This is a genomic window from Thalassoroseus sp., assembly GCF_984380535.1.
On the sequence record NZ_CFHRBF010000012.1, the window covers coordinates 161,495 to 187,904 of the forward strand.

19 protein-coding genes are annotated in these 26,410 nt (G+C 55.3%); 4 read left to right on the plus strand and 15 right to left on the minus strand.

The annotated features are described in order from the left end of the window. Positions 1–140 precede the first annotated feature (140 nt). Positions 141–1,064 carry a sigma-70 family RNA polymerase sigma factor gene (locus AC5DDB_RS17670; protein ID WP_491741070.1) on the minus strand — a complete coding sequence of 308 codons (924 nt, stop codon included), beginning with the start codon at positions 1,062–1,064 and terminating at the stop codon, positions 141–143. A 258-nt stretch (positions 1,065–1,322) separates the two neighbouring features. On the opposite strand from AC5DDB_RS17670, the gene AC5DDB_RS17675 reads away from it, so the two are divergent. Then, the gene (locus AC5DDB_RS17675; protein ID WP_491741071.1) at positions 1,323–2,204 is read left to right on the plus strand and encodes a cobalamin B12-binding domain-containing protein; all 882 of its coding nucleotides are present in this window, start codon (positions 1,323–1,325) and stop codon (positions 2,202–2,204) included. 2 nt (positions 2,205–2,206) lie between these two features. Here the strand turns inward: AC5DDB_RS17675 and tadA are convergent, their stop codons facing one another. The 11 genes from tadA to AC5DDB_RS17730 all read right to left on the minus strand — a co-directional run bounded on the left by tadA (position 2,207) and on the right by AC5DDB_RS17730 (position 16,738). Continuing rightward, positions 2,207–2,695, minus strand: a complete 489-nt coding sequence (gene tadA / locus AC5DDB_RS17680) for a tRNA adenosine(34) deaminase TadA (protein ID WP_491741072.1) — start codon at positions 2,693–2,695, stop codon at positions 2,207–2,209. Positions 2,696–2,736: 41 nt separating this feature from the next. Beyond that, entirely contained in the window at positions 2,737–3,870 is a 1,134-nt protein-coding gene (locus tag AC5DDB_RS17685) for a hypothetical protein (protein ID WP_491741073.1), read from the minus strand. 50 nt (positions 3,871–3,920) lie between these two features. Further along, entirely contained in the window at positions 3,921–5,297 is a 1,377-nt protein-coding gene (locus AC5DDB_RS17690; protein ID WP_491741074.1) for a DUF1552 domain-containing protein, read from the minus strand. Positions 5,298–5,333: 36 nt separating this feature from the next. Beyond that, on the minus strand, positions 5,334–7,721 hold the full coding sequence (locus AC5DDB_RS17695) for a DUF1592 domain-containing protein (RefSeq protein ID WP_491741075.1): 2,388 nt from the start codon (positions 7,719–7,721) through the stop codon (positions 5,334–5,336). Positions 7,722–8,036: 315 nt separating this feature from the next. Beyond that, positions 8,037–8,531, minus strand: a complete 495-nt coding sequence (locus AC5DDB_RS17700; protein WP_491741163.1) for a rhodanese-like domain-containing protein — start codon at positions 8,529–8,531, stop codon at positions 8,037–8,039. Positions 8,532–8,618: 87 nt separating this feature from the next. Then, positions 8,619–8,924 (minus strand): ArsR/SmtB family transcription factor, encoded by a 306-nt coding sequence (locus AC5DDB_RS17705; RefSeq protein ID WP_491741076.1) that lies wholly within the window; start codon positions 8,922–8,924, stop codon positions 8,619–8,621. 106 nt (positions 8,925–9,030) lie between these two features. Continuing rightward, complete coding sequence (locus AC5DDB_RS17710) at positions 9,031–9,579, minus strand: DUF1579 domain-containing protein (protein ID WP_491741077.1); 549 nt, start codon at positions 9,577–9,579, stop codon at positions 9,031–9,033. Positions 9,580–10,046: 467 nt separating this feature from the next. Then, positions 10,047–11,975, minus strand: a complete 1,929-nt coding sequence (locus AC5DDB_RS17715; RefSeq protein ID WP_491741078.1) for a M56 family metallopeptidase — start codon at positions 11,973–11,975, stop codon at positions 10,047–10,049. Continuing rightward, positions 11,972–12,361, minus strand: coding sequence for a BlaI/MecI/CopY family transcriptional regulator (locus tag AC5DDB_RS17720; RefSeq protein ID WP_491741079.1), 390 nt, complete (start codon positions 12,359–12,361; stop codon positions 11,972–11,974). Before AC5DDB_RS17720 ends, AC5DDB_RS17715 begins: the two co-directional genes overlap by 4 nt. A 124-nt stretch (positions 12,362–12,485) precedes the next feature. Further along, a complete protein-coding gene (locus tag AC5DDB_RS17725; RefSeq protein WP_491741080.1) occupies positions 12,486–13,880 on the minus strand; it encodes a DUF1501 domain-containing protein in 1,395 nt (464 codons plus the stop codon). Beyond that, positions 13,877–16,738 carry a PSD1 and planctomycete cytochrome C domain-containing protein gene (locus AC5DDB_RS17730; protein WP_491741081.1) on the minus strand — a complete coding sequence of 954 codons (2,862 nt, stop codon included), beginning with the start codon at positions 16,736–16,738 and terminating at the stop codon, positions 13,877–13,879. Before AC5DDB_RS17730 ends, AC5DDB_RS17725 begins: the two co-directional genes overlap by 4 nt. A 203-nt stretch (positions 16,739–16,941) precedes the next feature. On the opposite strand from AC5DDB_RS17730, the gene AC5DDB_RS17735 reads away from it, so the two are divergent. From AC5DDB_RS17735 to AC5DDB_RS17745, 3 genes are all read left to right on the plus strand, one after another. Next, positions 16,942–18,309, plus strand: coding sequence for a DUF1501 domain-containing protein (locus tag AC5DDB_RS17735; RefSeq protein ID WP_491741082.1), 1,368 nt, complete (start codon positions 16,942–16,944; stop codon positions 18,307–18,309). Positions 18,310–18,390: 81 nt separating this feature from the next. Next, on the plus strand, positions 18,391–19,275 hold the full coding sequence (locus AC5DDB_RS17740; protein ID WP_491741083.1) for an alpha/beta hydrolase: 885 nt from the start codon (positions 18,391–18,393) through the stop codon (positions 19,273–19,275). Between the two features lie 100 nt (positions 19,276–19,375). Then, on the plus strand, positions 19,376–20,266 hold the full coding sequence (locus tag AC5DDB_RS17745) for an ADP-ribosylglycohydrolase family protein (protein WP_491741084.1): 891 nt from the start codon (positions 19,376–19,378) through the stop codon (positions 20,264–20,266). Positions 20,267–20,273: 7 nt separating this feature from the next. Here AC5DDB_RS17745 and AC5DDB_RS17750 read toward each other — a convergent pair whose 3' ends face one another. The 3 genes from AC5DDB_RS17750 to AC5DDB_RS17760 are packed head-to-tail and all read right to left on the minus strand — an operon-like array spanning position 20,274 to position 26,275. Then, entirely contained in the window at positions 20,274–21,698 is a 1,425-nt protein-coding gene (locus AC5DDB_RS17750) for a DUF1501 domain-containing protein (protein ID WP_491741085.1), read from the minus strand. Continuing rightward, entirely contained in the window at positions 21,695–23,992 is a 2,298-nt protein-coding gene (locus tag AC5DDB_RS17755; protein ID WP_491741086.1) for a serine protease, read from the minus strand. Before AC5DDB_RS17755 ends, AC5DDB_RS17750 begins: the two co-directional genes overlap by 4 nt. Positions 23,993–24,037: 45 nt before the next feature. Continuing rightward, positions 24,038–26,275, minus strand: a complete 2,238-nt coding sequence (locus AC5DDB_RS17760; RefSeq protein ID WP_491741087.1) for a DUF1549 domain-containing protein — start codon at positions 26,273–26,275, stop codon at positions 24,038–24,040. Positions 26,276–26,410: the final 135 nt, after the last annotated feature.

Genomic DNA, 26,410 nt, shown 5'->3' on the forward strand with positions numbered 1-26,410 from the left:
CAAAGTGATCCGCCGTCGGAGGAAGCCACAATCTGCAAACCGCATTTTCGTAGACTTTCAGATAGCCAAGCGCAAAGTTTCACTAACTCGCAAACTTTCAGGCAAAAGCTAGACGCGATGAGTCTGTCCTCACTGACAGACTAGACAGTTGCCATACTGCTGATCGGCTGGAGTTGTTCTTGCAATTTTTCGATGGCCCGAATCTGAATTTGGCGGACACGTTCTTTGCTGATCCCCAAACGCTGACCGATTGCACGCAGCGTGTTGGATTCCGACTCGTCACCCAATCCAAAGCGTGCTTTCAGAATCAGCTGTTCCCGCTCATCGAGTTCGCTCGAAATCAGCGAATAGAGATTTCGAATTTGTGACAAATCTGCATGTTCTTCCTCCGCCGAGTCCGACAGATCGGGCAATTCTTCCATGAGATCCGCCGATGCTTGCGAAACACGGCCAGACTCCCGTTGCTTCTTTTTGATTCGCCGGTAGAACGTCCGCTGAATCGCATGAGTGGCATATGTGCTGAACCGAAAACCACGCGAGTAATCGAACTTTTCGATCGCATTCATCAAAGCCACTTGTCCATCCGAAACAAGATCGTCGAAGGTGTGCGAAACGTCGACAAATCGACGTGCAATCGAAACCACCAACCGGAGATTCGCTTGCACCAACTCGTTCCACGCCTCATGCGACTGGGCCATCAGCGAATCGATTTCCCGAATAGTCTCGGCGTCGTAACCGTTCGTTTCTAGCCCTTTTCGCAGCTTCTCCGCTTGGTACTTCAAAAAGTTAAACCGGCGAAAAAGGTCAACTTCCTCGTCCACCGTGAGCAAGGGGGTTTCGTACAACGAGGCGAAGTAAGCCGGGATATTGTCGGGGCGTTTGTTCCGTCGACGCCTAGGCGATTCCACATGTTCGCGTTGACCGAGGATTTTCGTCTTGGCGTTTTGTTTTTTGAATTCTGGGCTGTCGATGTAACTGAGTTTTCGAGACTCGATCTCTTGGCAATTTCGGCGGTCCGTCGCGGGAGTTGTCTCTTGTCTGGCGGGCTTGGTGGTATTGGACATGGTTCGAGTCGCACAAAATGTTTCCAGAAATGGGCCGCAGTGATGACCGACCCGTAAAAACGTTCAAATCGTTCACCCTCATACTATGCAGCCAAACTTTGAGGTCAACACAAAAACGTTCGAATCGTTCATTTTTGGTCAAGGTCGGAAATTTCGCCAAAACCAAGCGTTTTTTGGGCTGGCCTGGGTTGATATCTTTGGCCTATGATAAAGTTGTCCCTCAACCCACTCTTAAAAACCGACCAAATCGGTCACGATATGAGTCAATCCGTCCGCGAAAACCTTACACCCCGACAAGTCGCTCAGGCCATTGGCGTCAGTGAATCGTCATTGAAACGCTGGTGCGATCGTGGGATTATTGAAACAGTCCGAACCGGAGGTGGCCATCGGCGTCTCCCGCGTTCGTCGGTACTCGAGTTCATACGGAAGAATGGTCACGAGTTAGCCGATCCGGGGATTTTGGGACTGCCAAAGAACAGCGGGCAGGGAAGTTCGGATGCCCTCTCGACACGTGAAAAATTCGTCGATGCATTAGTGAAGGGACGCGAGGAACTTGCCCGTCAGATCATTTGGGATCTCTATCTCGGCGGGCAATCGTTGGACCACATCTTCGATGGAGTGATTGCTCCGGCGATGAGTGATATCGGGCAACAGTGGGACTGCGGCGACGTGGCGGTTCATCAGGAGCGTCTCGGCGTGCAGATTGTACTGCGAATCCTGCATGAACTTCGCCAGAGTCTCCCGGCTGTCGAATCAAGTGTGATTGCAGTTGGCGGGACTATCGAAGGCGATCAGTATGTCTTGCCAACGACAATGGTTGAGCTCATGCTGCGAACACACGGCGTTCGAGCCACTTTGCTGGGAACATCGTTGCCATTCGATACTTTGTGCGATGCGATTCAAAAGCATCAGCCAGCTTTATTTTGGCTGAGTGTCTCTCACATCGTGGACGAACAACAATTCCTGACCGGTATTCAACGATTATCCGACGAAGCCCGTTCGCGGAAAATTCCCCTCATCGTTGGGGGCGCGAAACTCAGTCCCGAACTTCGACGAGAAATGCCGTTTGCGATCTACTGTGATTCCATGAGGCAACTCGTGGGCTACCTGGAAACACATCCGCCCCAATCACGGCAGTAGTGTTACTTCTTCCCGAGTGCGCGTTGTTGTCGGAAGAAAGACCGCAGAATTTCCGCGCATTCATGTTGCAACACGCCCGCCAGAGTCGCTGACTGGTGATTCAAACGCGAATCGCTAAGCAGTTGAAACATGGAATCGCACGCGCCGGCTTTTGGGTCGTCTGTTCCGTACACGACACGAGGCACCCGGGATTGCAGAATTGCCCCCGCACACATCGGGCAGGGTTCGAGTGTCACATACAGTGTGCAATCTTCAAGCCGCCATGATCCAAGTTCCTCGGCGGCTTGAGTGAGTGCGATCATCTCGGCATGAGCCGTCGGATCGCAAAGTGTTTCCCTTTGGTTGTAACCTTCGCCGATGATTCGGTCCCCATGGACGATGACCGCACCGACGGGAACTTCGTCTTGTTCGAATGCGACTTGCGCGAGATCCAAGGCGGCTCGCATCCAACGTTCATGCGGATTGAGGGGGTTCAGTACAAAATCGTTCATCCATGAATGTTAGCGATTTTTCACCGACATCGCACGGCCATTTAACGCCCGAAGAATTCTTCCTCACGAGGCAAGGCAATAACGGGCCAGTTGCCGGGGAACACACGCACGATGCGTTTCGGTCGATACCCTTCCAACAGCAAATCCGGCTGGACCTGAATCTGTACGCCGCTGCTTCCGGGTTCAACTGGCACGGTTTTGATGTCGAGAATTGGTCCGCGTTTGCGATCGTTGACGGGATCGTAAGTGCGGGTATTCTCCAGCGCGACTGCAACACCGACGGACCCGCCTTTCTGCAAGTCATCGAATAGAGTCGGGTCGACACCACCGAAAAATGTGACGGTGACCACGCGGTTTTTGTTGTCGACGGCATCCACCCAACCGGCAAGTCCTCGCTGACGGATGTAGAGCCGATGTTTCTTCAGTTGGTGCTCGGTGGCGAGTGAACGGCTTTCCTCGTCCAACCAGATTTCCACAATCCGCCCCGGACCATACAACGTCGCCCAGGTGATATTGAACTGGACCAGTTGGCCCTTTTGGAGATCATCAAACGTCGTGAAACCACGTCCCTGCCAAACCCGTGTGCTTTCTTGCAGGTCGTAGGTCTCCGGCTTGCCAACGGGTTTGCCGTCGCGCATCAGTTGCACGGTGAGTTGGTTCTCGTCGGTGTTAACCTCTTCGATCCGCCAAATTTCCTTCCGCCGCACTCGATAACTAAAATCATCTTCCAGGCGAAAACACCGGGTGAAGTCGGCTTCGTAACTTCGGCGATTGTGAAAGATTTCGAGCGGCTTAGTTTTGTCGTTGGGATCTTTGACGTAGAACCAACCATGCAGATGCGTGCCCAATGGCACATCTTTGAGAGCGGCAGGAGCGCCGTGATACGTGACCGACCCGTAAGGAATCATGCGAGCCGCTACGGGCAAATCAAAATGGCTGCGGTTTTGGCTGTCCGTTCGGTCGACCCGCATGACGAATTGTCGTTCGATGTGATCGACGTCGAACAACTCCCCCGAAAAATAGTGAGCCGACCCTTCCGGCGGAAACCCCCCTTCAACCAACTGAAACCACGGTAGTTTGTCGTCCGCGCTTTCGTCGGTTCGAAACGCCAGTTCCTCAGCGTACGCGACACACGCCGAACATGCGAGGAGGATGCTTATTCCGAGTCGGATCATTGGACACAATTGATCAAAAGGATTCGAGACGCTGCCGATGAATTTCACGATCAGATCACCACATCGCTGATCGTGGTTGTGCTGTCGTAGAAGTTGTCGGTTTCGACGTCCATGCATTGCATCATGGTGAGTAGCAGATTACTGAGGCGGGCGTTGGTATCGACCGGTCGCGAACAAATTTGGTAGTGGCCTTTGGCGTTCGTGACGTCGTATTGTTGAATGTGAGGCAGGTTGAAGTCGACGTGTTGACCATGCTTCATGCCAAGGGCTTTGCCGCCGGCGAGAATCAATGGCAAGTTGGCGTTGCCATGACTGTGTCCGTAAGCCATTCCGCTGCCCCACAGAACTTGCGTGGTGTCCAACAACGGACGATCGCCGTCGGTGTGCGACTTGAGTTGGTCGAGGAAATAGCTGAATTGTTCAATGAGGAAGGTGTCAGTTTGCGTCAGTCGCCGCATCTGCTCTGGGTCGCCGTTATGGTGTGACAATTCGTGTCGCGTTTGCACGATGCCAATCTCCGGAATCGCGAGCCCGTGACTTTCGCTGCCGGTCATGCAAGTGATGACGCGGGTCATATCGGTGCGAAGGGCGAGTACCATCAAATCGTAGATTGTGCGGTAGTAATCACCGGCGGCTTTGTAATCGATATTGCGAGTCAGGTGAGCTTTAAGTTTGTCATCGACTTCGGGTTTGGGCACGTCCAGCCAACCTTCGGCTCGTTCCGTCCGGACTTCGACTTGGCGGATCGCGGTGAGATATTCGTCGAGTTTGTTGCGGTCTTCACTGCCGATGTTTTGACGGAGGGAATTCGCATCGTCGAGGACGACATCCAGTACGCTGCCACGACGTCCGAGATTCCGCCGAGCGAGTTCTTTTCCACCGGGTTCAACGCCGAACAGCCGATCGAAAATCGTCCGGGGTCGGCGTTCGGCAGGGAGTTGAATTCCCTCGCGTGACCATGCGAGCGAACCGCCAGTGATGGCAATTTCGAGTGATGCAAATCGCGTGTGCACACCTTGCACTTCGGCCATGAGTTGGTCCGCCGAAACGGAATTGCGGAACGCCCCGCCATCGGCCGGCACATTGGCCCCGGTCAGCCACACTTTGTCGCAGTTATGGTGTTTGCCGAGTACGTCGGGATGATGCAGGCCGCTAATCGGTGTGATTTCGCTACGGTGTTTTTCGAGCGATTTCAGTGGTGCGGTGAACTCGTAGTCGGCACCGGCTTTTTCAATCTGCCAGGTCAGTGTGTTGACGCCATTCGGAATGTAAACGAACACGCTTCGTTTGGGCATTTTGGCAGATGCGGATGGTGCGGCGTGCAGCGGCTGCATGCAGTTGAGCAACGGCAATGCGATCGTCGCTCCCGCGCCTTTCAGAACGTGACGTCGATCGAGTAGCCAACTTTGCGAATTGAAATTGCTCACAAGGAAACCTTTCCAGTGGGACGCATCGCGCCGCGTTTAACGTTTTTGAAACAAGTCGGAGAGGATGAACGCTTCGACAATCGCCCGCACTTGATAATCGTTGGATTTCGATTCGGCCGCGATTTTGGCGATGTCGTCGTGATCTTCGAAAGTGATGGCCCGCCGAAGACCGTAGGTGGCGAGCTTTTCAATGAATGTGGTGTTGAAGCTGTCGATGTCGTTGAGCAACAGTTTCTTGAATTCGTCGACGCCTGCGAACTCGCGACCATCGGGGAGTATGCCACTCGGGTCGACCGGAGGGTTGGCTCCTCGACCGCGTTCGACTTTTTCATGCGTCCGCCAACTGCCAATCGCATTGTAATTTTCGAATGCCAAGCCCAGCGGATCGATTTTACGATGACACGACGCACAGCTCTCGTGCGACTTGTGCGCATCGAGCTTCATTCGCAAAGTGGCCTTCGGGGCATCGGCTGGGTTCGGTTCGATCGGGTCCACATTCGCAGGCGGCGGGGGCGGCGATTTGCCAAGAATCGATTCCGACAACCACACGCCGCGATGCACCGGACGATGTCGAGTGCCGTCGGAAGTCAACGAGAGAATGGCCGCTTGTGTCAGCAGACCGCCACGATGCAAATCTGGCGTGAGCGAGACTTTTTGAAACCGATCGTCGGAGATACCTGGCACGCCGTAGAACTCCGCCAGCCGCGGATTGAGCATCGTCCAATCGGAATCGAGAAACACCTGCAAAGAGAGGTTGTTGTCGAGAACCTCGCGGAAAAACGCCTTTGTCTCGCCGATCATGCTTTGTTCGAGGTGGCCGTCGTACTCTGGGTAGAGGTTCTCATCGGGCGGGAACATGCCGACCTTATCGAGCCTTAGCCATTCGGTGGCAAAGGAGTCGGCAAAACGACGGGCTTTGGCATCGGCTAACATTCGGGAAATTTGCCCCCGAAGGACGTCCCGTTGATGAAGCGTTTGGTTCTCAGCGAGTGTGAGTAGTTCCTCGTCGGGCATTGTGCTCCAAAGAAAGTACGACAACCGCGAAGCCAGTTCGTAGTCGGTCACGGTCTGTGAGTCGTCTGGTTCGGAACCTTCGACGAGGAACAGAAAACTCTTCGAACACAGAATCGCCAGCATGCCGGTTTTGACGGCCGAGCGAAAATCCGCACCATTGTTCAATTCTTGCTGCACCAGACCGAGGTAGCGATCGACTTCGGTTTCGGTCACTGGCCGGCGAAACGCCCGACTGGCCAACCGTGTGAGACCTGAACGCACTGCTTCGATATTGCCTTCTTCTTTCGGCATGTAATCGTCACGGAGTTGCTGTTCGCGTGCTGTGATGATGGGCCCGGTCCATTCCGCCCAATCGAGAATCAGGAAGGGATAGAGAGCGTTGCCTTCCTCGTCTGTCAGCTTGAGTTGCCAGGGAATCCGGCCATTTGCGATGCTCACGAACGGTTTGCGACCATGTCGGCCTGATCGGGGCAAATTCGACGGACCGGGCACATCGTTGAAGAGTTCGATTTGCTGGTTTCCACCGGGCAGATGGGTTTGGAACGAAATGATTGTCGGTTTGTCTTCCGGGGCGATAATGTCCTGCTCGAACAGCACACGGTCGAGTTTCGAATGGTAGACCTTTAATCGCGGAGCACGACCGTCGACCGGCTTCAATCCACTGAGCTGCATCCGCATTTGGTACACACCCGGAGCCGGCAAACGGCCGGGATTTGAATACCGATGCTTGTCCTGCGGCCAGAGATCATAGCGGACTTTGTCCAACAGCCCCTGGGCTTCGAGTTGCGACTTGTAGGGTTCCTGAACGGTGTTCGGGGGGACGGCGGGCTTGAGAAGTTCTAATGGTTCGACCGGTTTGTCCGGGTAGGCTTCGGCCAGGATAGTTTCGGCGGCATCGAAATACTTCTCGATGTGCGAAGCGGAGAGCGACAGCACCGAACCGATGCGTCGAAACCCGTGCCATTGCGGGTCTTCACTGAATCCGCCGGGGTCGGCAGCGTCGAAGTGGACGCCCAGCAAATCGTAGACGGTGTTGACATACTCGTCGCGGCTGAGCCGATAGAACGACACCCGATCGCGTTGGGCCATCCGGTAAGCTTCGCCTTCCTTGATTTTGGTGGTCAGCCACTCGACAACTGCAGCACCTTGCTCGGCGGTTGGCTGATTGGCGGCGTCGCTGGGCGGCATCTCACCGGAACTGATTCGCTCCCGCACTTCCGCCCACAATGCCGTATCTTCGCGTCCGACATGTTTCGAGAGCGTGTCGACACGGAATTCGCCTTCCTGCAAGTCGGCATTGTGACAGTCGACACAATACGCCTTCAGGTATCCACCGACGGCGGCTTCGAAATCAGCCGCGGAGACCGACCGCAGACACAGGAGACAACCTGCAACCACCCAGTACTTCATAAAACCTCAAACCGCTGAATCTATGAGTGGAGAAAGTTTGCCGGGCTGACATTCCTAGTTACTCGGAATCCCACCGATACGTGAACCCCCATAACGATTCCCTTCAGAATCATTTGTCCGTGTATTCGTCGAAGTTACGGTAAATTGAGACGAATCGCGTTCGGTCGGAAATTATGGCCGGTTTTCTCGATTGTCGCAGTTCCAATGAGCTCACTCAACTCCAATCTGACTGAGGATTCCACCATACATCAGAGGCGAACGTATCTCGGCATACCGAAACCGACCAAATGCGAACGATAAGCGAAGTGTTTTTCCTCAGCGATTCCAAGGCATCTTGGCTAACATCATTCCCATTCCGCAGGTATCGGTGACACCGGCAAATGTGAGACCAGCTCCGATAAAACCAGGCACGATCAGAAAACGTTCATCCACGAACGCTCCTAGCAACGTGAAAACAAAAACCAGCAGCCCCGCCACAATTCGCACTTGGCGTTCCAGAGAAATCGTTTTCCGACCTCTGACGACCGGTAGACTAGCCGCAACCCAGGCATCGGTTCCGCCTTCGACATTCACGACGTTCGTGAATCCAGCCGCAACAAATTTTTGACGAGCCTGCTCTCCTCGTTTCCCGGACTTGCAAATGACGTAAATCGGGCCATCGGCATCTTGGTTCGACATCTCGGTTTTGGGGTCGAGTTGATTGAGCGGGACATTTCGAGCCGGTTCCGCGTGGACTTCGCGAAACTCTGCTGGCGTACGCACATCGATAAGTCGTCCGGACATTTCGGCCTGAGAATCTTTCAACTCCAGAACAGAAACACACGACTGGCGATCATTCGCAGGGAGTACTGACACTTCAAAACCTCACGATATCACGATATTTAAGAAACAAAAAAATCACGACGCAAAAAAACGGGATTCAATACAGCTCATCATTTTTTGAAGATGCGGCTCGCAGACGTGGTAATAAACTCGGCGTCCGTCACGTTCACTGTCGAAGAAGCCGCAACGCTGCATCAACCGCAAATGTTCCGATGCGACATTATCCGCAATCTCACAATCCGCGGCAATCTCGCCGACTGTGTAGCGGCCGTTCAAAAGTAATTGCACCATCCGCAATCGCACCGGATGGGCGAGTGTCTTAAGACATTCGGCCGCCTGAGCGAGTGCATCGGGATTTCGTGGTGGCACGGTTCCAGCCATACCCTTCGATCAACTTTCGTTTTTCGCAGACAAACTCGCCGCATCGGGTGCAACACGGCCTTAGGCATTCACCTGACAATTCCAATGTTCGTTAGGCAGTCGTTTCCTAGGGTTTGATTCGGGTCGCGGTTCCGGTCATGAATGTGTTCCAACTACCGTCTTCGGCTTGCATCAGTGATGTAACCTTGATGTCATCATCCGACACGAACTCGTAAACGTCACGAAACTGAGATTTCTCACCGGCGGCCATGAAATTCGGTCCGGTTGCTTCCAAAGTGAGCGTATCGCCTTTTTCAGTTCCTTCGTACTTCCACATGTGATTGACCATGGAATCGATCCATGTCCCTACGTATTTTTTCGATTCCTCGTCGTAGCCAATCGTCTGAACCGCAGTGAATTTCATCCCGGGAAACGAGGCTTCCGTTTCGGTTACGACCCAGAATCCGCCTACCATTCGTGACTTCATTTTCCCTTCGCACTTCATTTTCGGTTGGTCGGGAGACGCGACGGAATAACTGGTCGTAGCCCAGTCCCCCACGAATTTCTTCAGGAAGGCATGTTCGGCTGTTGGCTTGGGAAATTCGATTTCCTGTGCGTACGCCACATGGACGACGGCGAGCGGGATTGCAATTACAGTGAAGAAGATGGTTTTCATTGTCGGGACCCTGAAAAGGTTCACAAATCACCGAAGCGAATAGCCAACGATCAGTATAACGGTCCGGCGGCGATCAATACCATGCTGATTCCGCTGCAGGCCTTAAAACCCTTCTGCGTGAATATTTGCACTTGCAACGCAGCGAATGAACGATTCCATCTTTAGTCCCTATACAGTTTCAGCGAAGCCATATTGAATTCCTTCGAGGAAACAACGTTTGAGCAGATCGCGATCTTCTTGCTGAGAATGTCCGTGAACTCACACTCGATTATGATGTCACGATTTAGCCCATGCCTTTGATTAAATTGCGGCTAGTGACTCTCCATATAGAAACACGCACACCGGCCAAACGGGGCCGATCTGCGTGAGTTTTTTCGGACTAGCAATGGGACATCAGGCCACTAGCCGAGGGTGATGCTAGTCCTAAACGGCAGGGTATGGATTCTTGGAAGAGTCTTGAGAGCGAGTTATTCGCGGTCGCGGTCGCGTCGATCTTCCTTTGGCCGGTCACTGTCACGCGGCCCGTCTTTCGCACGCTCGCCATCGCGTTCGCCAACTCTAGGACGCTCACCATCGCGTGGACGCCGTTCCGTGTCGTCGTCATCACGTCGGCCACGTTCGTCTTCACGATCCCGACGGTCGCCGTCTCGCTCACCACGAGCACGTTCTTCAACGTCACGGTCTCTTGGTTGTTCTTCAGTTCGATTGTGACGGCCAATCTTGTACCACCAGACGAATTCCGCCGGCATGAACTTGCCATCACCACTGGGCTCGGCCTCTCGGAAGCGTCGGGTTTGAACAGCACGACGCGCGTCGTTGATGTTGCCATTGGTCATGGCGAGCCATTCTTCTAAGTCGACAACCTGATCACCGTTTTTATCGTAAGCTTGAAAAACACGCCCTTCTTTGGTGCGTTGCCAGTTCTCTGGCAAGTCGAGTTTCACAGATTCCGCTTCTGGAACACGATCGCGATCGACTGGTCTTTCCCGTTCGCGGTTGGCTCGCACTTCACGTCTTAATTCCGCCATTTCCTTTTGCAGACGTTCGATCATCTCTAAGAGAGCGGTTTCCCGTTCCGTTTGCGGACGGAAACCTCGAAACGGATTGATGGCCTCGTCGCGTGCATCAGTTTCGGAAGATCGTCTTCTCTCTGCGTCACTCTCTGCGGAACGACGCGGACCGGCTTCCGCTTCGGGTGACCGACGTGGCCCGGCTTCCGCTTCTGGAGAACGTCTTGGTCCGGCTTCGGCTTCTGGAGAACGACGCGGTCCGGTTTCGGCTTCCGCGGACCGTCCGCCCTCACGCTCTTGTGCAATCGCTTGGACGCTCGAATCTCCAAATCCTCCGAACGCACAAAGAAATGCAACTGGCACCGCAATCGCTACGACACCGATCAACCAGGCCGGTTCGCGACTCGGTTGGCCAATCTGCAGCACATGTTTCACACGACGCAACAAGTTCATTTGCCGATCTCCTCGAAAAGGGGTCGCTAAACGATACGCACCGTTTAGCTGAAGTCGTCCGACCTGCTCTAAGGCCATTGCATAGACTTTGCGTTGGCCCGTGGCTTGAATGGCGAGTTCGTCACAGCACAGTTCACGTTCCATCCGCGCTCGATTGGACAACCACCAAACGGCGGGATGGTAAAACAGCAGCGTTTCGACAATCCGCTGAAACAAGTTGATCCAAACATCATGTCGCCGAATATGAGCCAACTCATGAGCAATGACTGCTTCCAACACATCGGTCGGGAGCGCGACAACCCAGGACGCCGGCAGCAAGACCACGGGCTTCCAGAACCCAACGACAGCTGCCTCGCGAATTCGATCGGATGTAAACACGTCGGCATTGACCAACCCGATTCGTGTGGCGAGTTGTTGCGATCGCAAAGCTAAGTCAGCACCAATTTTTACCCGCCCCCAACGCAGCCAGGCGATGTTGAAATAACCCGCGAGCAACCGCATGCCCGATAACAACACACCGGCCAGCCAAAGCATCAGGGTGAAAGGCAAAAAAGAGGTGTCACTTGAAGACGGGTTCAAAATTGCCCGGGCACGCTGTCCAGTATGAGGAGCGATGGACTGGCTTTCGAAATCGTCGGTTTCTCTCATCGAAGCGACTTCCGCAGCCAAATCCTGCTCATCGGCCGACTCGTATCGTCTTGAAATTTCGTCCGAGTCGAGAGGTTGATAGACGACACAAAACGTCACCACCGGGCAAACTGCCATCACGGACAGAGTGCCTAATGCAGCCAAATATCGTTTGCTCGGTGACTGGAAACCGAAGGCGTCTTGCACGATCCAATAGCCGATCGCAAGAAGCAATCCCTGCCACAGAAAGTGAATCAACGTTTCCGCGAAAGCATTCGCGATTGGGGAGGTCAATGCTTCGCTCATTCCTCGCCCTCCTGCCAATCCTCGATGGTTCGCCGAATCTCTTTGAGTTCCTCAGCGGTCGGTTTCGACTGTTCGAGCACATGGGTAATCAACGATGTCGTCGATCCCTGAAACGCACGACCGAGCAGATCTTTGACGACCGAGCCGAGCGTGCGTTCCTTCGACTTCTTCGCCCGATAGAGATGCGCACGGCCTTGCGGTTCCCGTACGACAAGTCCCTTCTCGAACATTACGTTGAGCATGCTGAGAATCGATGTGTAGGCACGCGGTCGCGTCTGATTGAGCACATCGACGACTTCCCGGACCGTCATCGGTTGGTGTTCCCAAAGCACGTGCAGAATTTCCAGCTCGACATCCGTCGGCGTGGCCTGTCGGTGACGCGGCATCGCGAAGCCCTTGCATGAACAGCAATCTCAAGATGCTCTCAATCTACCAATTCATTAGTAGTTGTCAACTAAAAAATCAGTAGATAACTCGAAGCGAGTCCAAGAATGCAAAGTGATGACGATCTTAAAGAAACGCCTCGGTCACCGGCCCACCACCGACAACGCCCAGCGGCGTTTCTCGCAATCCGTGATGATTGAACACGAGACGGTCGGAATCGAGACCCAGAGCATGCAGAATGGTCGCATGGAAATCCTGCGGGGTAACGGGTCTGTCGGTAACGGTGTAGCCTAGCGCGTCCGTTTGTCCGATCGTTTGGCCGCCACGAATTCCCCCGCCGGCGAGCCAACAACAGTAGGCAGCGGGAGAATGATCGCGGCCTTTCCCACGACCTTCCATGGTCGGCGTACGACCGAACTCACCGCCCCATACTACGAGTGTCGAATCGAGGAGTCCGCGACGAAGAAGATCCTCCAACAACGCGGCGATCGGTCGATCGGTGCGGGCAGCCATTCGTTCGTGATTGCCGAGGATGTTGCCATGTGCGTCCCAACCGCCGACGCGAACTTGCACAAATCGTACGCCGCGTTCGATCATCCGCCGAGCGAGCAAACAACCACGACCGACCGTCGCAGAGTTCTTTTCGTGTAGCCCGTACATTTGATGTGTCTCTTCGGTTTCGCCACTCAGTTCGAACAACTCCGGCGTGGCGGATTGCATTCGGAATGCCATTTCGTAGCTTTGAATTCTGGCATCGAGTTCACTGTGCCCTTTCACGGCGCTGGCAAACTGTTGATTCAAATTTCGGATGACGTCCAGTTCCCGGCGGCGTTGTGCGGACGTGACTCCCATCGGCATTTTCACGTGCTGAATTCCACGACTGGGATCGACCACAGTGCCTTGAAATCGTGCGGGGAGAAACCCGGTTTTCCAACCGGCTGCCTGGGGATATTGCATGCCGTCACTGTGCAGGTTCATCGTGACGAACGCCGGCAGATTATCGGTGGCTCGCCCCAGTCCGTAGACCGACCACGCCCCCAAACTCGGTCGTTCGCCGTTCGCCGAGCCCGTCATCGCGACGCATTCACCAGGGCCGTGCACGGGGTTGCGATGTGTCATCGAACGGATTACGCACAGATCATCCGTATGCCGGGCGACTTGCGGAAATAGCGTGGAGACGGACAAACCCGATTCCCCATGTCGATGAAATTTCCAAGGTGATGCCATCAGGTTTTTAAGGCCAGCCCGTTTGATCTTTGGGACGTTATCCGCGATGGAATCGGGCACGTCTTTGCCGGCGAGTTTGTCGAGTTCCGGTTTCGGATCGAAAGTGTCAACTTGGCTCGGTCCGCCCGCCATGAATAGAAAAATCACCCGATCGGCAGTCGGCGGATGATGCGGACGCAACACGCGGGATTGCGAGGATTCTTCACGGGCTAGCAAAGTCTTCAGCGCGAGTGTGCTCGCCCCCAAACCGGATGAGGCTAAGAACAGACGTCGGTTGAGCGGATGCGTGTTCATGGAATGTAAAGAAATTCGCTGGAGTTCAAAATCGCCAAACACGCGCTGGAAAGTCCGTATTTGATGGCGAGTTGGTGCAGAGGTTCAAGTTCCGCTGGTTGGGGTGTTCGCCCCACACAAATCGCGAACGCTGTCTCAACGGAACCGGCTCGCTTGGCCAAGGCAGCGGCGGCATCTTGTGCAAATTCGCTGTTCAACAACCACAACGGTTGGACCGGCGTGGTGGATGTCTCCCGCCGTGTGCAACTGACGAGCGCCGTGACCCCGTCAAAGAGTGATTGTTGCTGTGGAAAATCGTTGCGTCGCTGCTTCAAGTATAAGCTACGTCGGGTCGACGATGTGGGCTCGCTTGGACCTCCGAGTTGCTGATCAAGCAGTCCACCCGCGGCAAGAAACGAGTCGCGGATTGCTTCACTCTCAAGTCGGCGAGGCGTCCAACGCCAAAAGAGACGATTTTCGGGATCGAGCGCGGCATTCGCGGAGGAATAATTTGATGACTGACGGTATGTCGCTGAATCGACAATCAGCCGATGAATCTGATTCGTGTCCCAACCACTTTCGATCAATTCGCTCGCTAGAAAATCGAGCAACTCTGGATGCGATGGTTTCGTGCCTTGTGTGCCGAAATCGCCGCTGGTCTCGACAAGCCCGCGTCCAAAATGCCATTGCCAAACTCGGTTGACCCACACACGCGCGGTTAGCGGATGCTGGGGGTTGGTCATCCAATTCGCCAGCTGCAATCGGGAACCGTTAACGTTATCGGGCGTTGGTCCAAACACCATCGGCCAACCGGCCTCAACACGCGGGCCCTTCGATTGCACGTCGCCGCGAATCAGCATGTGAGTGCGAACCGTCGAGAGTTGCGAAAGATCGTGCGGCAGCGGCCAACGCATTTCATGCGGCGCAATCGTGAATGGCTGCTCCCCATTGGCGAACGGGTAATAACTCCAACTCTGTGGCAAGGCCGCGATTTGTTTTTCGAGCTTTTGAAACCGCGACCTTTCCGCCGGTTTCATCCCGCCGATGACACTGCTGGGTTGAATCAAGATCGGCTCGGGGTGTCCCTGCTTACGTTTTGCTTTCACAAGCCGATCGTGAACTGCATCGAAGATTTGCCAACGCTCATTGACGAGACTTCGCGTGGTTCCATCATCATCGAGCACGACATTGCCAGGCTGTCCGTGCGCGAAGAATGCTTGGAAACGGTAGTAATCGCGAATCGAAATCGGATCGAATTTGTGAGTATGACACTGGCAGCATTCCAGCGTCAGCCCGAGGAACGCCTTGGCGGTCGTGTTGGCGATGTCGACGAGAATATCGTTGCGTTGGATCTCTTTGTCTAATTCGTTGCCACTGTAACGAGCGGCGGACAGAAAACCGGTGGCGACAACGGTATCGTCGCCATCTGCGGCGATTTCATCACCCGCGAGTTGTTCGCGAAGAAAGCGGTCGAACGGCATGTTTGTATTGAACGCCTCGACCACCCAATCCCGATACCGCCACGCATGGGGACGGTCGCGGTTGTGCTGATGCCCGTTGCTTTCCGCCCAACGTGCGACATCCAACCAATGCCGCCCCCAGCGTTCGCCATACGCGGGATGATTCAGTAACTCGTCCAGAGTCAATTTCGTCCCGAACGCAGACGGCGGCAAGCCGGTGAGATCAAGCGTCATACGTCGCATCAGAATGTCTGGTGCCGCTTCCGGTGCCGGTTGCAAACCAAGTTGCTCATGTCGACGAGCGATGAAGGCATCCACGGGGGTCCTGACCCATTCGGCTGACCGGACCGTCGGGATGGCCGGCCGTGTGATCGGTTGAAATGCCCAATGTTTCGTCTGCGGAGTTGGAGTCGGAAACTGCTCTTCGTTCCATGCGAGTCCTTCGTCAATCCACGCGTGCAGGATATCTAACTCGGCATCCGTCAACGCATCGCCCTCCGGGGGCATTTCACCGGTTTTGACGATATCGAACAACCGACTGGCTTTCGCATTTCGTGGCGAGGTTTGATTGATGACTTCATCCCACACATCCAACCGGACACCGGATTCAGGATCGTTGCCCGAATGACATTCGAAGCAGCGAGCCTGCAATAGTGGCAAGACATCGCGGTCAAACGAAACCGTGGGATGAACTGCCGATTCCGCCAGTGCCGGCGGCAATACAACTGGTGCAGGAAGATCCAGAATCTCATGCCAGGTGTGAGCCAGCTTGATGTCACTCACCACAATTTGATCATCGACTTCCGTTTTCCCCCCGGTGGAAAATCCGATCCAACTCACACGCCGAATCGCACGAGCGGCCCGCACCGATGCGTCTGGAGATGGTTCGCTGTTAGCCGCCGGGTTGATCCACAAATCCAATTGATCGAATGGTTCCTGCGGACCAGATTCCGACTTCCATAACCGCGCGACCAGCAAGAACTCACGGTCGCCCTGCAGTTCGGCCGCGTATTGTTCTGCGTTGGCGGCGTACCGCACCATGAAGCGATTCTTCATGCCTGACACATGAACGCCCACATTCGGCACACCGCCACTATGCGTGTTTGCATTGCCACCATCGACATCGTCCAACCACAACACGAAGAACTCGCCTTCGTCTTCGGGCGGCGCATCCAAACTGCGACTATCATATTGCAGCCGATACCGCACGAAGATTTCGTCCGCGTCAATCGGTGTTTCCAACCGACGTTTGAGCGGATTGCTACGAGCCTCGGTTCCGCGAATGACGAACTGCTCACGTACCAGGCTGTTAGTCTGCCAATCTGCGGCGTATGCCGATAACGTGTTGACAACGACGAAGCCACACCAAAAAATCGGCACGACTCGCGAGACGTAGTCACGACGAAATCGGACACGCATAGCGGAGATGCTCTTGGGAATCATCGGAGTTCCGGGTCAGAACGCACAAACAGATCGACATGTAATGTAACGCAAACAAGACCTGTTCGCGATGAACATTCAGTGATCAACACTGAACAAGGCTAGATCCTATCGACTATCATTGATATGATCATCATGGTCGAAAAAGGCTGCTCGATGACTCCCACCAACCAGGACTTCGCATGCTCTCCATCAACACCTCGTCTTCCGGCAACGCAGGTTTTTGCGACGGCATCTCGCGGCGAAACTTTCTCCGCATTGGCACACTGGGGTTGGGTGGACTGACGTTGCCGCAACTGCTGCGTGCGGAGTCCGCCGCGGGAAATTCATCGCGACCCAAGTCGGTCATCATGATTTACCTGGTCGGTGGTCCGCCGCATCAGGATATGTTCGACCTCAAGCCGGAAGCCCCGAAAGAAATCGCCGGTCCATGGCGGCCAATCGCGACCAATGTTCCCGGCATCGAAATCTGCGAAGCCTTCCCGAAAATGGCCGGGATGATGGACAAGTTCGTACCCATTCGCTCCATCGTCGGTTCGCAGAGCGGTCACGATGCGATTCAGGTTTTCAATGGCTTCGATCCCAAGCAAGCGAAGCCATCGGGCGGTTGGCCGCAATTTGGCTCGGCAGCTGCGAAAGTCTTGGGTGGCGGTAGCGGAACGACCTCGCCATCGTTTGTCAGTCTGTGTTATCCCTGCACGCACGGCCCATACAACGAACCAGGTCCCGGTTTCCTCGGACCGGCAGCAAACCCGTTTCGCCCAACCGGACCAACACGGAACGATATGGTCCTCAACGGCATCACGTTGGATCGGCTGGCCGACCGACGGGCACTCCTCGCCAACGTCGACAACTTCCGCCGGGTCGCCGATTCGTCGGGCATGATGGACGGTCTCGATGCCTACACCGAACAGGCAATGGGCTTGTTGACATCCTCGAAACTTGCGGATGCGCTCGACCTTTCCAAGGAAGACCCGAAAGACGTCGAACGCTATGGCACGGGTGACACGACAAAATTCATCGACGGCAACGGTGCCCCGCGTGTGCCGCAAAGTTTGTTGGTGGCTCGACGGCTTATCGAGGCGGGCGTTCGCATTGTGACACTCAACTACAGCAAATGGGACTGGCACGGTGGAAAGAACAACTCCATCTTCAAACGCGAAGCGGAAGACTTCCCGATTTTCGATCAGTGCGTCAGTTCCTTGGTGACCGATCTTCACGAGCGTGGTTTGGCGGACGACTGCACCGTGATCATTTGGGGCGAATTCGGACGGACGCCAAAGATTAGCGCTCAAGTCGGCCGCGACCACTGGCCCCGCGTCAACAGTGCGTTGATGGCGGGCGGCGGAATGCAAACCGGACAGGTGATCGGCGCGACTGATCGGCTTGGAGGCGAAGCGGTTTCACGTCCCGTGACGTTCCCAGAGATTTACTCGACGCTGTATCACAACCTTGGGATTGACACTCAAACCACGACGCTGACCGATCTCAACGGTCGACCGCAATACCTTGTCGAAGGCAATGCGAACCCACTCCCGGAATTGGTGTGACGGTTGCGATCCGAGTCGATGCCATTACACAATGTCATCACACGGAAATAATCGACTACTCACATCAAACAAGAGGTTCCCATGCTTTCTCGACGCTCGATGATTTTGCCGCTCGCATTAATTTGTGTGACGGCATCGGCCCACTCCGCCACAGCTGCGAAACCTCCGGGTGAAGCTCATGTGTATCGTGTTGTCGACGATCGTGAGCTATCGCTGTACGTGACCAAACCGGACGATTGGAAGCGTGGCGACAAACGGCCGGCTGTTGTGTTCTTTCATGGCGGCGGATGGGTCGGCGGAAGTCCCGGGCAATTCACCGAGCACGCAAAATACCTAGCGTCGCGAGGCATGGTAGCGGTTCAAGTCGAGTATCGGTTGCTCGATAAAAAGTCGAATGATCCGCCGACCACGTGTGTCGATGACGCCCGCACGGCCATGCGTTGGGTTCGCAGCCGAGCCGGCGAGTTGGGAATCGATCCCGATCGCATTGCTTCGGCTGGCGGGTCCGCAGGTGGACACCTGGCAGCATTTGTGGGAATGGTCGACGATGCCCAAGACTCGTCCGACAAACCATTGGTTTCTTCAAAATCGAATGCGATGCTGCTGTTCAACCCTGTGTTTGACAACGGTCCAGATGGTTGGGGCCAAAAACGTGTGGGCAACCGCTACAAAGAATTCTCGCCGATGCACAACATCTCCGAGGACGATCCGCCCGCCATCGTGTTTCTGGGGTCCGAGGACAAGTTGATCCCCGTTAAAACCGTTGAACAATTTCAGCAAAAGATGAAGGCGGCGGACAATCTCTGTGAAATCCACATCTACGACGGCCAACCGCACGGGTTCTTTAATCATGGACGAAGTGGGAACCGCTATTACTTCGAGACCGTGACTGCGGCCGATCGGTTTTTGGAATCGCTCGGCTGGCTCACCGGCGAACCGACACTCGCGAAGCCGAAACAAAAATAGTTCGCCACTGCAGAGTTCACCGAACCTGTTGGCACGATCGGTGTCCCTCCACGCCAATAGGCCGTCCAAACGTGTGACGCGGATTCTGCCGGAGATCACGATGTCGTCAACGAAATCCATGCGTGCGCGGTTAGCCCTGGATGGGCTGTCCGTCGGGGATGCGTTCGGCCAACAGTTCTTCTATCCGGGGATTCTGGAAACCGCGACACGCGACAATCCGCCGCCGGCTTCGTGGAACTACACCGACGATACCGAGATGGCGATTTCCATCGTGCAGACACTCGAACAGCACAGCGAGATCGACCAAGACTCGCTCGCCAAACGTTTTGCCGACCGGTATACCACGAACCCGTATCGTAGTTATGGAGCCGGAGCGCAGCAGCTTCTACGTCGAATTAGCGATGGGGTCTCTTGGCAGCATGAAAGTCGGGCGATGTTTGGCGGTTCGGGTTCCTACGGAAACGGGGCCGCAATGCGTGTGGCTCCGCTCGGTGCTTGGTTTGCCGACGATTTGGACGCCACCATTCAGCAAGCCAAGTTGTCGGCGGAAGTCACGCACGCTCATGCCGAGGGAATCGCAGGAGCAGTCGCGGTGGCATTAGCCGCCGGTTGGGCGACTCGCCGACAGGAGTCTGGTCAGAAGACGCCAGGAAGCGAGATGCTCGCATGGGTCATTTCACAACTCGAACCGTCCGAAGTTCGTGAGCGGCTTGAGTGGGCCAGTTCCTACGATGCTGAGACTTGGCCATTCACGGTGGCGTCCCAGGTCGGGTGTGGCGAGCAGATTAGTGCACAGGACACGGTTCCATTTTGCCTCTGGATGGCGGCAACTTTCATCGACGACTATTCGGAAGCAATGTGGACCACCGCCCGCATTGGCGGCGATATCGACACCAACTGCGCCATCATCGGCGGCATCGTCGCCATGAGCGTCGGACGCCAGGGCATCGACGACAAATGGATTGCTTCACGAGAACGGTTCCGCCTCTGAGTCTTTGTCAGCTGATCAGTTCCGGGATCGGGTGGCCGTGATCGACGATTGGGGTTGGGCGACCGTTTAAGTCTTTGATGAAGATCTTGGACGAGTCGATCCCCAGGTGGTGGTAGATCGTGGAGAGGAAATCTCCCGGTGTGCAGATACGTTCGATGGAATCTTCGCCACGTTTATCGGTGGCTCCGATGTAACGCCCGGTTTCGATTCCCCCGCCGGCCCAGATATTCGAGAACGCTCGCGGCCAGTGATCGCGTCCCGGTTGACGCGTTCCCGCCGGTGCGCTGGCGTTACCCGCTCCGGTGCTCGGTTGATAGCTAATCTTCGGGGTGCGACCAAATTCGCCGGTCACCACGACTAACACACGGTCGTCTAAACCGCGTTCGTAGATGTCTTCGATCAATGCGGAAACTGCTTGATCGTAGGCTTGTGCTCGGAAGCGGAGTGCGTCAAAGACGTGATGATTGACGGCATGGTCGTCCCAGTTATTCACCCGGCCACACAACGGACCTCGTAAACTCGTCGTCAGAATATCGACACCCGCTTCGACCAACCTCCGTGCGAGCAACAACTGCTGCCCCCAAGAATTTCGACCGTAGCGGTCCCGCGTGCGATCATCCTCCCGTGAAAGATCAAATGCCTCCTTCGCTTTCGGATTCGTGAGTAACGTCATCGCTTGCGTCTCGAACTCATCGAGGGCTTGCAGTTCACCGACCTGATCGAACGAGCGTTCCAATGAATCAAGGTTTTCCCGAAGCGAAGAACGCCGACTGAGGTGTCGAACTTCGGACGCATCCGAAAGGCCAATGTTCGGAACTTCGAAGTTCGGTTGACTCGGGTCGCCGGTGACGGAGAACGGCGAATAAGTGTCTCCCAGATACGCGGGGCCGTTGTAGGTCGTCGGCGGATTTACACCCACATACCGAGGCAACGGGTTTTCGCGGGAACCCTCTTTGGACCGCAGGTAATTTGCGATCGACATCCAATCGGGATATTTCGGTTTCGGTTTGTCACGGGTGTCGGCATCGCCAGAGAGCATTTGCATCGATCCCGCCGGGTGCCCGCCCGCACCCTGCCGCATGGATCGCAGCACGGTGAACTTGTCGGCGATTTTCGCCTGCATCGGCAGCAACTCGGTGAAATGCATACCGGGCACGGCGGTTGGAATCGTGCCAAACGGCCCGCGGTACTCGGATTCGGCATTCGGTTTGGGATCGTAGGTGTCGATGTGCGAACATCCACCCGGTTTCCAGACCATAATGACTGCGTTTCGTTTGCGATCCGTTGAGACTGGTGTCTCTGCCCGCAATCGCAAGACGCCCGGCAAACTCAAACTGGCGAAACCGGCCAAGCCCATTTTCAGGAAACCGCGTCGACTTTGCGGACCAGGGCAGTACGGCGAGTGCGACGCTTGAAAGGGATGACTGCTCATTTCTTCTCCGCGGGTTGGACGCGAATGGTGATCGGGTGGGAGACGACGATGTCGACAATGTCTTTGGGTTTGGCGTTGTTCGTCGCTTGCTGTAACTGTTTCTTAGTTGCAGCGACGGCTTGCTCGGCCGTCTTTTGACGGGTCGCGGCTGCTTCGGCGGTTCTCGTCAATTCGGTTTTCTGGTCATCAGTGGCAGTTTTGACCGCTTCGGCCAGTCGAGCGGCTTCAGCGGCAGCGGTTTTCGCTTCCTCCTCAGCCAACTGCAGTGCGATTTTCGCGGCGTCGACGGCTGGCAAATTATCGCAGTACTTGGCGACCGCGCTGCCACAGAACGCGATCGTGTAGTCGCCCGGCGGAGTTTTCAGCTTTGCTAAGTCCAACACGGCTTCGGACGAGTCAGAGTCCAATGCGAGATCGAATGCGGGATTACTTTCGAAACCCGTGCCGAAAGTTTTCACACTGAGTTTCGTTCCCGAAAAATCACAGCGACGGATTTGTGTGAGCGGGATGGTCAGTGTCTCACCCGCCGTCACGATGTACGGTTCAGAATTCGCCGGAGCGATGGTGACGGGAGCTTGCTCGGAATCGCTGACGGACACAGGGACATCAGCGACCAGACGCGGGCTGGGAATTTCGGCCCACGCATTCGCCACCGGCCACGCCATCGATGCCAATCGCACAGGGCGGCGAATGGTTTCGCCATCGATGGTGCTCTCGCCAAAGAACGTGGCCCGCGACAACCCGCGTGGGGCATTTTCGTCAGCGGTGACAAGCATGATTCCTCGTGTTTTGCCCGCCGGAATTTTCAGACCCGTCGCGGTGACGCCTTCGGGAAGATTCCCCATTTTAAGTTCGATCTCTCCATCAAATCCGTCGCGACGAATGACCACCACTTCGATCGGCATTGTCGCGCCCCCACGCAGAGCCATCGGCTTGGACAACGCGTTGCGGTCGCCATTGCGGAGATTCATGTGGAGTGCCCAACCGGCCAACGCGAAATCGGGAGCGGCTTTGCGAATGATGAGCCGATACACATTTCGACGGTCACTTCGAGTCCCGCCGAACAAGTCGGACAGTTGCAGCCGATGCACGCCATCTTGCTTGATTTCCAGTTTGCCCAGGATATCGGTTGAACCGGCGTTGTAGGGTGGGCCATCGTATGAGTAACCGTTGCTGGAAACTTTGACTGGGCTGGCAATGTCGGATAGTTCGACCACATCGGTCAATTTTTCTTGTCCGTCGGCTTCACCGACGTGTTGCACGATGATCGAAGGATCGGTCGGACGCCCCAACCGTTCCGACGCCACTTCCACCCACCAAACATCCCCCTTCTTGGCGGTGAATTCGAAGGTGTCCACATCGGCGGCCGGGTAGAAACTCCCGGAGATATCGCAGGGCAACGTGACGGCTTGGGCGACTGTCCGTTCGTTGTTCGGTTCAGCTTCCAAAGTGGCGGCAACTTCCGCCAAACCCGCTGGTGGCCATGAACACGAACTCACAGAGTGCGTGGATGGAAGACGCGCAATGACCTCACCCGCACCGGCCTCCTGTAAGACCAGGCGATAGAAATAGTAAGGCCCGCCGTTGAAGGTCAGGTCGTGAACTTTAATGACGTACTGTGCGGTTTCGGGAGCTGTGAAATCGATGGCTCCACCACGCCGTTCGACGACTAAGTCGTTCCCGTCCGCATCGGCGATGATGACCACTGGGTTGAGTTTCGAATCAATGCCCTGAGCGGCACAGTCGACGACCATGCGTTGCCCTTGTTGCATCGCGACCGTGTAGAAATCGACCGCTCTCGGAGACATTGCAGCATTGCAGGTCGAGTTGATCTCCAACGGCATTGCAGTTTCAAGCGATGTGTTGGCCTTCGACTGCGTGACTTCCGGAAGTTTGCCGACATTAAAAACCCGCGAGGACGAAACACCCAATCGCGTCATCACACGGGCTTCATGAATTCCCAGTGGGCAGTCGGCGGCAATGGTGACGGTGAATTGATTCGCAATCGGTTGGCCGTTCGCATCGCGTTTTGGTTCAGCGGCGATGCCGGGATGAGAGAACGTCAGCACGTCGGCATCGTCGATATGATCACCAGTGATCGTCACGTCGACCGCCGTCCCGACTTGGCCGCCCATCGGCTTTGTCGTCAACAATCGTGGGGCCGGCAAACAAACCGCTTGTGCCCAAACCGTCGTCGACAAACTCAGTCCCAAAAGACAACCGAGCGTCACATGACACATTCGATGCATTGACCGATGAGCGATGGATGGAACAGTGTTGCGAGTACTCTTCATGATTTCCTCAGAGAAATCGGAGCAAAATGACGGCATCACGCCCGATTAGTGGTTGAATAAAAATTCTTTGGTGTTCATCAATGCCCAGATCAAATCCTGCATGTTTTGTCGAAACGCTGCCGCCTCACTGAGCGGTTGACCTTTGGCATCGATTAACGGCTCGCGGAGGTATGCAGTGGCGGTTTCGAGTTCGTCGGTATTCGGCTGACGTGAGAACGCCAGCAAATACAACCGCCGAACTCGTTCTTCGTCGGTGATCTCGGACTTCACCAACTCCGCGGCTCGGCCTTGTGCAATCGTGAGTTTCGACTTGATTTCCGAGGAGTTGAGCAGGTGCAAACTCTGGGCCAAACTCGATGACTGCACGCGTTCGCATTCACAGACGCTGAGGTTTTCCGGTCGCCCGAAGACCTCCAGAAACTTCGACGCTTTGTTGTAGCTGTTATCGGGCAGAGCGACGGCTCGAGTTCCCGGTGGCAAATTCGCAAAGGAAGTGGTGGCACCGGTCAGGTCGTTGATGGAATCCAACAGCACCTCGGCTTCCAATCGACGCGGATAAAATCGCGAGTAGTTTTGCCGATCAACCAAGTTGTACTCATTTGGCGATGCGGTGAGTTGATAGGCTTTCGATTGTGTAATCACACGCACCAACTCCTTCAAATCAAAACCGCTTTCGATGAAATGTCGCTCCAAAGCGGCGAGCAGTTCGGGATTCGTTGGTGGGTTGGTGTCGCGGATGTCGTCTTCGGGTTCGATCAATCCCCGGGTGAAAAAGTGCTTCCAATACCGATTGACCAAAGCTTTCGCGAAGAACGGATTCTCCGGTTCGCTCATCCAATCGGCGAGACGTAGTCGGGGGTCTTCATCGGGTGGAATCGTGCCGACGTCATCGCCCAACGCCATCGGCGGGAGCATAACGCCAGACTTCACATTCTTCGCCGTTGCGGTGCCACGTTGGTGGAAGATCAGATCTTCCCCGCGAATCGCTGTTGGCTTTCGGCCAACCTGGCTGAAGAATGCCTGCAAACTGTAGTAATCGTCCTGGCTCCAGCGTTCGAACGGATGATGATGACACTGAGCACATTGCAGCCGCACACCGAGAAACAACTGCGAGACGTCTTCCAACTGTTGCTTCGGATCTTTAACGCGTTTGTACCAGGCCACTGGCGGATTGGCGATAACGGTGCCAGTCGCTGCAAGCAGTTCCCGTACGATCTGGTCATAGGAAACATTCGCCAGCAGACTATCGCGAATCCAGGCATGGAACGCGAAGTTCGATGTGATATCGCTGGCATCGTCCCGACGGTTCTTCAGGAGAGCCGTCCATTTATTGGCGAAGTAGTCGGCATAACCGGGACTTTTCAACAGCCGTTCGATGACTTGCTCACGTTTGTGTTCGTCTTCGCTCGCGAGAAAGGAATCGGTTTCCTCGGCTGTGGGGAGACGACCGGCGATGTCTAACGAGACACGTCGGAGAAATGTGGCATCGTCGCAAACGGGCGATGGCGGGATTCCGATTTGTTTCAGGTTTGCGAAGACCAGTTCATCGACGAAGTTTTTCGCCGGTGGGAAACTTTCCTCAGGAACCGGTGCCCCCAGCGGAATCGCAGCAGTAAACACGGCGACTTGGCCCTGGTACCGCACCATGACTGCAACTTTGCCGGGCAGATCATGAACTTGCACACGTCCTTCGCCGGACACCTCTGCCAACGCATCGGAATTCGATTCGAACAAAGCCCAATCGGTCACATCCCGTGTGGTGCCGTCAGAGTATTTCGCGAGTGCCTTCAGTTGCACACTTTGGCCGCGTTCGATGACGCCGCGTTTCGGTTCTACAGAGACGGATTCCAGCACGGCTTCGTTCGGGTTACCGAAGGGCATGCCGTCTTCGATCCAACCGATCAAGCGGTCGTAACCGGGCGAGCCAACTTTCAGCCGGACACCACCACCATGAGGCACACGACCGATGGCTTTCTGCAAAATCAAACTTTGCGCGGGATCGGCCGGGAACAATCGTCGGCCCCGCGCTTCCCGCACGAGGCTGTCGTAATCTTCGGACGGCTCGAACCCCAACAGCGACAGTTGAAACCCGTTTTGCCCGCCACCAGCTTTCGCATGACAAACGCCGGTATTGCAACCGAACTTTGTGAAGATCGGCATCACATCGTTGACGAAACTGATCTGAGGCTGCTCCGCGAATGCGGTTTGCCCAGACAACGGCAGCAGAGCGATCGTCGCAAATAACCAACGATGTTGGATTCTAGCCAACCATTTTCGGTCCATGATTGGGCCAATCGTGTTTCGCGATCCTTGATGGATCAATGGAGGGAACTTTCGGCGGGCACTTTGTCAATCGCGGTCGATCTCTGCAGAATAAGACCCGCGGTTACAGCGAAAATCTCGGGACTTGACTGCAAG

What these genes read in the sequence shown, in the direction of transcription:
- AC5DDB_RS17740 (WP_491741083.1), top strand. Translation starts at nt 18,391, where the DNA reads ATGCTTTCTCGACGCTCGATGATTTTGCCGCTCGCATTAATTTGTGTG.
- AC5DDB_RS17705 (WP_491741076.1), bottom strand. Translation starts at nt 8,924, where the DNA reads ATGGCTGGAACCGTGCCACCACGAAATCCCGATGCACTCGCTCAGGCG.
- AC5DDB_RS17695 (WP_491741075.1), bottom strand. Translation starts at nt 7,721, where the DNA reads ATGAAGTACTGGGTGGTTGCAGGTTGTCTCCTGTGTCTGCGGTCGGTC.
- AC5DDB_RS17725 (WP_491741080.1), bottom strand. Translation starts at nt 13,880, where the DNA reads ATGAACACGCATCCGCTCAACCGACGTCTGTTCTTAGCCTCATCCGGT.
- AC5DDB_RS17730 (WP_491741081.1), bottom strand. Translation starts at nt 16,738, where the DNA reads ATGCGTGTCCGATTTCGTCGTGACTACGTCTCGCGAGTCGTGCCGATT.
- AC5DDB_RS17745 (WP_491741084.1), top strand. Translation starts at nt 19,376, where the DNA reads ATGTCGTCAACGAAATCCATGCGTGCGCGGTTAGCCCTGGATGGGCTG.
- AC5DDB_RS17710 (WP_491741077.1), bottom strand. Translation starts at nt 9,579, where the DNA reads ATGAAAACCATCTTCTTCACTGTAATTGCAATCCCGCTCGCCGTCGTC.
- AC5DDB_RS17685 (WP_491741073.1), bottom strand. Translation starts at nt 3,870, where the DNA reads ATGATCCGACTCGGAATAAGCATCCTCCTCGCATGTTCGGCGTGTGTC.
- AC5DDB_RS17720 (WP_491741079.1), bottom strand. Translation starts at nt 12,361, where the DNA reads ATGCCGCGTCACCGACAGGCCACGCCGACGGATGTCGAGCTGGAAATT.
- AC5DDB_RS17760 (WP_491741087.1), bottom strand. Translation starts at nt 26,275, where the DNA reads ATGGACCGAAAATGGTTGGCTAGAATCCAACATCGTTGGTTATTTGCG.
- AC5DDB_RS17675 (WP_491741071.1), top strand. Translation starts at nt 1,323, where the DNA reads ATGAGTCAATCCGTCCGCGAAAACCTTACACCCCGACAAGTCGCTCAG.
- AC5DDB_RS17750 (WP_491741085.1), bottom strand. Translation starts at nt 21,698, where the DNA reads ATGAGCAGTCATCCCTTTCAAGCGTCGCACTCGCCGTACTGCCCTGGT.
- AC5DDB_RS17755 (WP_491741086.1), bottom strand. Translation starts at nt 23,992, where the DNA reads ATGAAGAGTACTCGCAACACTGTTCCATCCATCGCTCATCGGTCAATG.
- tadA (WP_491741072.1), bottom strand. Translation starts at nt 2,695, where the DNA reads ATGAACGATTTTGTACTGAACCCCCTCAATCCGCATGAACGTTGGATG.
- AC5DDB_RS17670 (WP_491741070.1), bottom strand. Translation starts at nt 1,064, where the DNA reads ATGTCCAATACCACCAAGCCCGCCAGACAAGAGACAACTCCCGCGACG.
- AC5DDB_RS17715 (WP_491741078.1), bottom strand. Translation starts at nt 11,975, where the DNA reads ATGAGCGAAGCATTGACCTCCCCAATCGCGAATGCTTTCGCGGAAACG.
- AC5DDB_RS17735 (WP_491741082.1), top strand. Translation starts at nt 16,942, where the DNA reads ATGCTCTCCATCAACACCTCGTCTTCCGGCAACGCAGGTTTTTGCGAC.